General features: G+C 68.5%; 7 protein-coding genes. 5 read left to right on the forward strand and 2 right to left on the reverse strand.

Going from position 1 to position 7,063, the window contains the following annotated elements:
• Both AB0J09_RS50735 and AB0J09_RS50740 read left to right on the forward strand, forming a co-directional pair.
• Positions 1 to 371, forward strand: a 371-nt coding sequence (locus AB0J09_RS50735; RefSeq protein WP_360708566.1) for an ROK family protein, incomplete at its 5' end; no start/stop codon positions are given.
• Positions 372 to 487: 116 nt separating this feature from the next.
• Entirely contained in the window at positions 488 to 1,645 is a 1,158-nt protein-coding gene (locus AB0J09_RS50740) for an alkaline phosphatase PhoX (RefSeq protein WP_360708569.1), read from the forward strand.
• A gap of 52 nt (positions 1,646 to 1,697) precedes the next feature.
• Here AB0J09_RS50740 and AB0J09_RS50745 read toward each other — a convergent pair whose 3' ends face one another.
• Together AB0J09_RS50745 and AB0J09_RS50750 are read right to left on the reverse strand one after the other, a co-directional pair.
• Entirely contained in the window at positions 1,698 to 2,081 is a 384-nt protein-coding gene (locus AB0J09_RS50745; RefSeq protein WP_360708572.1) for a hypothetical protein, read from the reverse strand.
• A gap of 123 nt (positions 2,082 to 2,204) precedes the next feature.
• Positions 2,205 to 3,530 carry a phytase gene (locus tag AB0J09_RS50750; RefSeq protein ID WP_360708574.1) on the reverse strand — a complete coding sequence of 442 codons (1,326 nt, stop codon included), beginning with the start codon at positions 3,528 to 3,530 and terminating at the stop codon, positions 2,205 to 2,207.
• Between the two features lie 279 nt (positions 3,531 to 3,809).
• Between AB0J09_RS50750 and AB0J09_RS50755 the strand changes: the two genes are divergently transcribed.
• From AB0J09_RS50755 to AB0J09_RS50765, 3 genes are all read left to right on the forward strand, one after another.
• Positions 3,810 to 4,298, forward strand: coding sequence for a glycosyltransferase (locus AB0J09_RS50755; protein ID WP_360708577.1), 489 nt, complete (start codon positions 3,810 to 3,812; stop codon positions 4,296 to 4,298).
• 97 nt (positions 4,299 to 4,395) lie between these two features.
• The gene (locus tag AB0J09_RS50760; protein ID WP_360708579.1) at positions 4,396 to 5,961 is read left to right on the forward strand and encodes a DUF11 domain-containing protein; all 1,566 of its coding nucleotides are present in this window, start codon (positions 4,396 to 4,398) and stop codon (positions 5,959 to 5,961) included.
• Between the two features lie 177 nt (positions 5,962 to 6,138).
• Entirely contained in the window at positions 6,139 to 6,897 is a 759-nt protein-coding gene (locus AB0J09_RS50765; RefSeq protein ID WP_360708581.1) for a Stf0 family sulfotransferase, read from the forward strand.
• The last annotated feature ends 166 nt before the right edge of the window (positions 6,898 to 7,063 follow it).

Below are 7,063 nucleotides of genomic sequence, written 5' to 3' on the forward strand. Positions count from 1 at the left end.
CGGCGATCGAACGCGCGTACCTGGAAGAGACCGGGCAGGCGCTGCCCCTGGCCGAGATCGGCCGGCTCGGCTCACACGTGATCAGCGACGCGGCGACGCTCATGGGCCGGGTGCTCGCGGGCGCCGCCAACCTGATCGACCCCGACGCGATCGTCATCGCGGGCGGGGTCTCGATGCTCGGTCCGGCGCTGCTGCGGCCGATGGAGGCCGCCTACCGCGCCGAGAGCCTGCCTGGCCCGTCCGTCGCGCAGCTCCTCCCGGCCTCTCTCGGTGAGGACGCGGGGCTGGTCGGCGCGGGCCTGGAAGCCCTGTCCCGCCTCGAGAACGGATCGTCATGCGCCGGGTCGTTCCTGCAGCCCGGCGACACCTGAACCTCGGGCACCGGAATGTGATGTGCCGCACTGTTGTCGTTAACTTTTCTGACAGGCGGACGTCCATTCGGCCGGCTTACCGTCGGCGGGCCGCCCCTTTCAAGGAGGTCTCGTCGATGGAACGTCGCAACTTCTTACGCGTCTCGGTGCTCGGTGCGAGTACGGTCGCCTTCTCCGGCAGTCTCTGGCAGAGTGCCGCTCTCGCCGCACCGGCTCAGAACGCCCCCGGCCCCTACGGCTCGTTGCAGGCCGCCGACGCCAACGGCATCCAACTGCCGGCCGGCTTCACCAGCCAGGTGATCGCCCGCTCCGGCCAGGCCGTCTCCGGTACGTCCTACACCTGGCACAACGCCCCCGACGGAGGCGCGTGTTTCGCCGACGGCAGCGGCTGGATCTACGTCTCCAACTCCGAGATCAACCCCGGTGGAGGCGCCTCGGCCATCCGTTTCGACTCCAGCGGCGCCATCACGTCGGCGAACCGGATCCTGTCCGGCACCCGGCAGAACTGCGCGGGTGGGAAGACACCCTGGAACACATGGCTGTCGTGCGAGGAGGTCAGTCTGGGCTTCGTCTACGAGACCTACCCGTTCGGCGGCACGGCCGTGCAGCGCCCGGCGATGGGCCGGTTCAAGCACGAGGCCGCCGCGGCCGACCCGGTCCGCAAGGTGATCTACCTCACCGAGGACGAGACCAACGGACGCTTCTACCGGTTCATCCCCACGACGTGGGGCGATCTGTCGTCCGGCACCCTCCAGGTCCTGGTGGCAGGCTCCGCCACGTCAGGGTCATTCACCTGGGCGAACGTCCCGGACCCGGACGGTTCGCCGACGGCGACGCGGAGCCAGGTGTCCGGGTCCAAGTCGTTCAACGGCGGCGAGGGCTGCCACTACGCTGACGACACGGTCTGGTTCACCACGAAGGGTGACAACCGGGTGTGGCAGATCAACCTGACCGGCAACACCTACGAACTCGCCTACGACGACAGCCTCGTCAGCCCCGGCACCGCGCCGCTCACCGGCGTCGACAACGTCACCGGCTCCACCTACGGCGACCTCTACGTGGCCGAGGACGGCGGCAACATGGAGATCTGCCTGATCACTCCAGACGACAAGATCTCCCCGTTTCTGCGGATCAACGGCCAGAGCTCGTCGGAGATCACCGGGCCGGCCTTCAACCCCGCCGGCAACCGGCTGTACTTCTCCTCCCAGCGTGGCACCTCGGGATCGTCGTCCGGTGGCATCACCTACTGCGTTACCGGCCCATTCCGAATCTGACCCAGAGAAATACTGAAATGGGCCGCCGGAATGAACCGGCGGCCCATTGATGTCACGGCCTGACTATCGTCTTCTTGGCCCCGCAGTAGGCGAATTTCACTTTGTACGGCTTACTCACGCAGGCCCAGAGCTCGATCGTGCCGTGCGGCATTCTGGTGGTCTTCTGCTCGATGCAGTCCTGGTCCTTGTAGTAGTTGGCGTACTGGTAGGTGTGGCCCTTGTACCTCACCTTGGCCATCGCGTAGCGGTGGTCGGTGCTGCGGTCGCAGACGAGGATTCTGTTGTGCGCGGACAATTGGGCCTCGGCCAGCACGTCCCCGTGGCTATTGGTGACGTACGTCCCGGGATAGGCGCGAGCGGTGGCCGACGCGGCGGGGGATCCCATGACGGTGAACGCGAGTCCGGCAACGGCGGTGACGAGTAGCAGTTTTCTCACGATGCCCCCTGTCTGTGATGCTTTCCGTAGGAAAGACGACAGGTCGACCGCCGAAGTTCATGAAAAATCCAGCTTTATTCGTCCGGCTTTTGGATTTCACCCCATCAGACCGCCGAGGGCCGGTCAGCCGCGCGGGTTCCAGCCTGTGAGGTCGATGTCCAGCCCGAGGCGGCGAGCGATGTCATCCCACTTCACATACTTGAAGTTGGTGTTCTCGCGCACCTCACCCTCGGGATCCGACGCCTCGGGGGTGTTGGCGCCGTCGTGCGTGACGAACAGGCCCTTGGGGAACCGGCGGCCGAGCGGCACGTTGATCACCATCGTCCCGTCGCTGCCCTGCACGCCGTCGATGCCGCCGCTCTCGCCGACCCGGAAAGAGCCGAGGTAGGCGTTCTTGCCCCTGCGGTCATAGACGGCGAAGGTGTCGTCGCCCTGGCTGGAAGCGATCAGGTAGCCCTTGCCGTCTCTGCCGTAGTAGATGGTCAGGCCCTCGGCGTCCGCCGTGAGGTTGTGGCCGCCGTATCCGGGGTCGGCTCCGGCGACACACTCCTCGGTGGCGGCGTCGTAGGTGGCTGGTACGCCGTACTCGCGGACACGGTCGATCAGCACCGGCGAACCGGTGAGATCACCGGAGATGCGCCAGATGCCGACGTCCTCCTGAGCCGCGTAGAGGGTGCCGGTCTGGGCGTCGACAACCATGCCTTCGACCTGCGGGCCCACGCCCGGCTCGTCGCAGGGACTCCAGCTCTGGCCGTTCGGCAGGGTGAAGCTCGACGGGAGATCGATGGTCCGGATTGTCGTGTAGCCGATCTTGCCGCCGGGGGCGTCGGTGAGCTTCAGCAGCGCGAGCCGCGTTGTGTGCCGGCGGCTGACCAGGACGTAGGTGCCCGAGTCCCGCTGCCACGTCGCGAGGCCGTACACGGTCTCGGCGTCGTTCACCTCCGCCTGGGTCGCGTTGAAGACGAACGGCGCGGCGGGGTCGGTGATGTCGGTGAGCGGCTGCCGGTTCTGGCCCGCCCTCGCCGAATCGATCCGGTAGATGCGTAGCTTGTCGGAACCACGGTCGGAGGCGACGAAGATATCCGCCCGACCCGCCCTGGATGCGTGGCCGTAGACGACGTCCACGTTGTTCAGCCGGCCCGGTTCGTCGTCCTGACCCGGCGCGGCCGGTGCGGGCAGGTGCTGGAGCTGCTGGCCGTCCAGGTCGTAGACGTACAGACCGCCCTCCTTGGCGGTGGTGGCGATCAGGCTCTGCGCCGGAGAGGCGGGGTGGACCCAGATCGCCGGGTCGTCGCCGTTGGCGTTGCCGCCGGCCTCGTCGTCGAACAGGGGCGGGGTCTCGACCCGAGGCTCGATGGCGGGCAGGTCTTGTGCGGTCGCCGGTGGAATCAGGGAACCGAACAAACCGATCGTCAGCACTGCGGATGCCAGCGAGGTCAAGGGGCGCATCGACTTCTCCTCATTGGGGAACCTTGCAGCCTTGATCCTCATGAGTGAAGCCGACTGGACCATGAACCGTACCGGAACTTCCGCCCAAATCGGGGCGCTGCCGTACTCAGGGCTGAGGGCTCCCCGCGGCGTCAATGGAACCGCGGTCTTGGGACCGGAGCGACGGTCCCTGCCACTTTCAACGTATACCGGGTGGGGGCACTTGCCACAAGCCCGCTGTCGTGACCCATAATCGCAGGTCCGCGCACCGATGCGGCGGATGGCCGGGGAGGAGTTCCGGTGCGTGTGCTGCTGTCGACGATCGGGTCACGTGGAGAGGTCCAGCCCGTGGTGGCGCTCGCGCTGCGGCTGAGGGCGCTCGGTCAGCAGGTACGGGTGTGCGCGCCGCCGGACTTCGGCCACATGGTCGGCGGTTACGCGCTGCCCTTCGTACCCGTCGGACCCGAGGTACGCACCCCCTTTGGTGGCGTCGGCGCGGCTGTCGCGACGGCGGTCGTGCCGGTAACGCCGGCGCCGAGCCCGAGCATCCCGATCGTCAAGCTCATCCCGACGATCGTAGTGATCAGTTTCCTCATGCAGACCGACGCCAGGCCGGGCCCGTGGAGTCCGCGTCGTCCGTTGCTCGTCGGCGCCGCCACTTCTCGTCAGCCAACCGGCTGCATCTTGGAGGGCGCCATGAGCGGTCAGGGTGAAATCTTCACCGTGAAGGGTCCGCACAGAGCAAGATCGTGTCAAGGGTTGGCAGGAGGCACGTGTCATGTCCCCTGAGATGACCCCGTGGGGCGAATCTGCCGTTCGGTGCCGGCGCCGGTCCTCCGGCCCCGGCGGTCGAAGGCGGTTTCCGCTCGACGAGAGGAACATCATCATGAGGCGCATCCCACGGATGTGTTACCCGGTCGCCCTGGCGGCAGCCCTACCCCTGACAGTGTTCACCGCGGCCCAGGCGAACGCCGGGCCTTCCGTCCAGGCCCCGGCGGTCCTGCGTGCCGCGCAGGACCCGACCTCCTGCCCCGAGCAGGTGTCGCTGGTCAACGGAGGCTTCGAGGTGCCCGTCGTCACCGGCAGGCCGTGGGCCCCGCTCCCCGACGCCTCGCAGGGCGGCGCGAACTCGGTGCCCGGGTGGCGGACGACCGCCACCGACCACATGATCGAACTTTGGACCACGCGGATGGGCGTCCCACCCGCCGAGGGCGGGCAGTTCGCCGAGCTGAACGCGAACCAGGTCTCGACCCTCTACCAGGACCGCCCGACCACCCCGGGCCAGAAGCTGTACTGGCGGCTCTCTCACCGGGGCCGCCTCGGCACCGACACGATGTCCCTGGACATCGGCGATCCCGCACGGCCGGTGGAGCAGGCGACCATGTCCGACGGCAACGGACGGTGGAGCGCCTACTCAGGCACCTACACCGTGCCCGCCGGGCAGACGACCACCAGGTTCGCCTTCCACTCCATTTCCGCCGCCGGGGGGAACCCCACCTTCGGCAACTTCCTCGACGACATCTTCTTCGGCACCCCGCCCTGCGTCATCGTGACCAAGTCCGCAAGTCCTCAAGGGCCCGTGGACGTCGGGGACGTGATCACCTACCGGCTGACCGCCGTCAACAAGGGCGGCGGCGCGGCGGACGACACCCGGCTGACCGACACGGTCCCGCCGGGCACCACCTTCGTGCCCGGCTCGCTCCAGGTCGTCGACGGCCCCAATGCCGGAGCCAAGACCGACCAGGCCGGCGATGACCAGGCCGAGTTCGACCCCGCCACCGGGAAGATCACCTTCACCCTGGGCGACGACGCGACCGCCGCGGCCGGCGGCCGACTGCCCAACGGCGGCGTCCTGCCCGACGGCACCACCGTGGAGTTCCAGGTCAAGGTCGGCCGGACCGCCGCGGGCGGCAAGGTCACCAACCAGGCCGTTGTCGACTACGAGAACCGGCTGGGCGCCCAACCCGAGCCCTTGACCTCCACCAGCGGCGACGCCGTGACCGAGGTCAACCCCGCCGTCGACCTCAGCGTGGTCAAGGCCGCCGAGCACACACGGGTCTCCGTCGGCGGCACGGTCACTTACCAGCTGGCCGTCCGCAACGCCGGGCCGAACGACGCGACCGGTGTCGTGGTCGAGGACGCGCTGCCTGCCGGGCTTACTCTCCTGTCGGCCACACCCTCCACGGGCGCGTACGCCGGCGACATGTGGACGGTGGGCACGCTCGCCGCCGGCGACACCGCCACGTTGACCGTCCGGGCCAAGGCCACCGCGGTCGCCGAAACCGTCAACACGGCCACGGCCAGCGGCAAGGAGCTGGATCTCGACCCGTCCAACGACAGCGACAGCGTCAAGGTCTGCGTCGATCCCGCGCCCGACTGCCCGTACTGCACACCACCAAAGGCACAAAGGGTCAGAGCTAATCTGCTGGGAGCGATCGGCCTGCTGACCTGATTCCGCTCTGCCGTGAACCCGATCGCGGCAGAGCCTGTCCGCCACAACCGGCGGATGCCCACGAGTAAGCAAGGGGGCCGCCGAGCGGCTGTTCGGCAAGGGATCACGTATCGGTGCGGCCCCCCGTAATTGGGTTGCGGGTGGCCCGCGTGATCCTTTTACCTGGGCAGCGTGACCATGCCGAATGCAGGCGCCGCCACGCCGATCGATTCGTACTTCGTCTGCGCCACCCCTCGCACCGGAAGCTCGCTCCTCCTCGGCCTGCTGGAGTCCACCGGGGTCGCCGGTCGCCCTCAGGCGTACTTCCGCGAGCCGGACGAGCCGCTGTGGGCCGAGCGGTGGGGGCTTCCCGGCACCGCCGGTTACGACGACTACGTGCGGGCGGCGCTCGCCGAAGGACGGACGGGGAACGGCGTGTTCGCCGCGAAGCTCATGTGGGGAACGCTGGACCAGGTGGTCGCCAAGCTCGGTACGGCGCACCCCGAGCTCGCGGGTCAGGACGTGCCGCTGCTGGAGCGCGCCTTCGGCCGTACGAGGTTCGTGTACCTGCGGCGCGACGACGTCCTGGCGCAGGCGGTTTCCTGGCTGCGTGCCGAGCAGACCGGCACCTGGTACGTCGGCGGCAACGGCGAGATCGGCGGCGCCACGACCAACGAACGGGAGCCCGGCTACGACGCGGACGGCATCCGAGCCCTGATCGAGCAGATCGACGAGCACAACGCGGCCTGGGAAGAGTGGTTCGCATCGCATGGAGTGCGGCCGTACCAGGTGCGGTACGAGGACCTCGACGCTGACCTGGCAGGCGTCACGCGGCGGATCCTCGGCTTCCTCGGGCTGCATCTGCCTGAAGGACACGCGATCGCGGCCCGGCACCGCCGCCAGGCCGACGATCTCAACACCGCCTGGATCGAGCGCTACCGCCTGGAATCGACTTGAGTAACCGGTCAATCGCGAGAGCGTCTCCGGCACCGCCCGCAACCCGCGGAGGCCCTCGCTCCGCGGGTCGGCCGCGCTGACCAAGGCGGACCCGGAAACCCTGACCTTCCTGTCGTCCGACCGCTATCCCACGGGGCCGGCCCGCGCGTTCGCCGAGCGGCACGGA

The sequence above is a fragment of the Nonomuraea sp. NPDC049784 genome (assembly GCF_040659615.1).
Lineage (GTDB): Bacteria > Actinomycetota > Actinomycetes > Streptosporangiales > Streptosporangiaceae > Nonomuraea.

What these genes read in the sequence shown, in the direction of transcription:
- AB0J09_RS50740 (WP_360708569.1), top strand. Translation starts at nt 488, where the DNA reads ATGGAACGTCGCAACTTCTTACGCGTCTCGGTGCTCGGTGCGAGTACG.
- AB0J09_RS50760 (WP_360708579.1), top strand. Translation starts at nt 4,396, where the DNA reads ATGAGGCGCATCCCACGGATGTGTTACCCGGTCGCCCTGGCGGCAGCC.
- AB0J09_RS50765 (WP_360708581.1), top strand. Translation starts at nt 6,139, where the DNA reads ATGCCGAATGCAGGCGCCGCCACGCCGATCGATTCGTACTTCGTCTGC.
- AB0J09_RS50750 (WP_360708574.1), bottom strand. Translation starts at nt 3,530, where the DNA reads ATGCGCCCCTTGACCTCGCTGGCATCCGCAGTGCTGACGATCGGTTTG.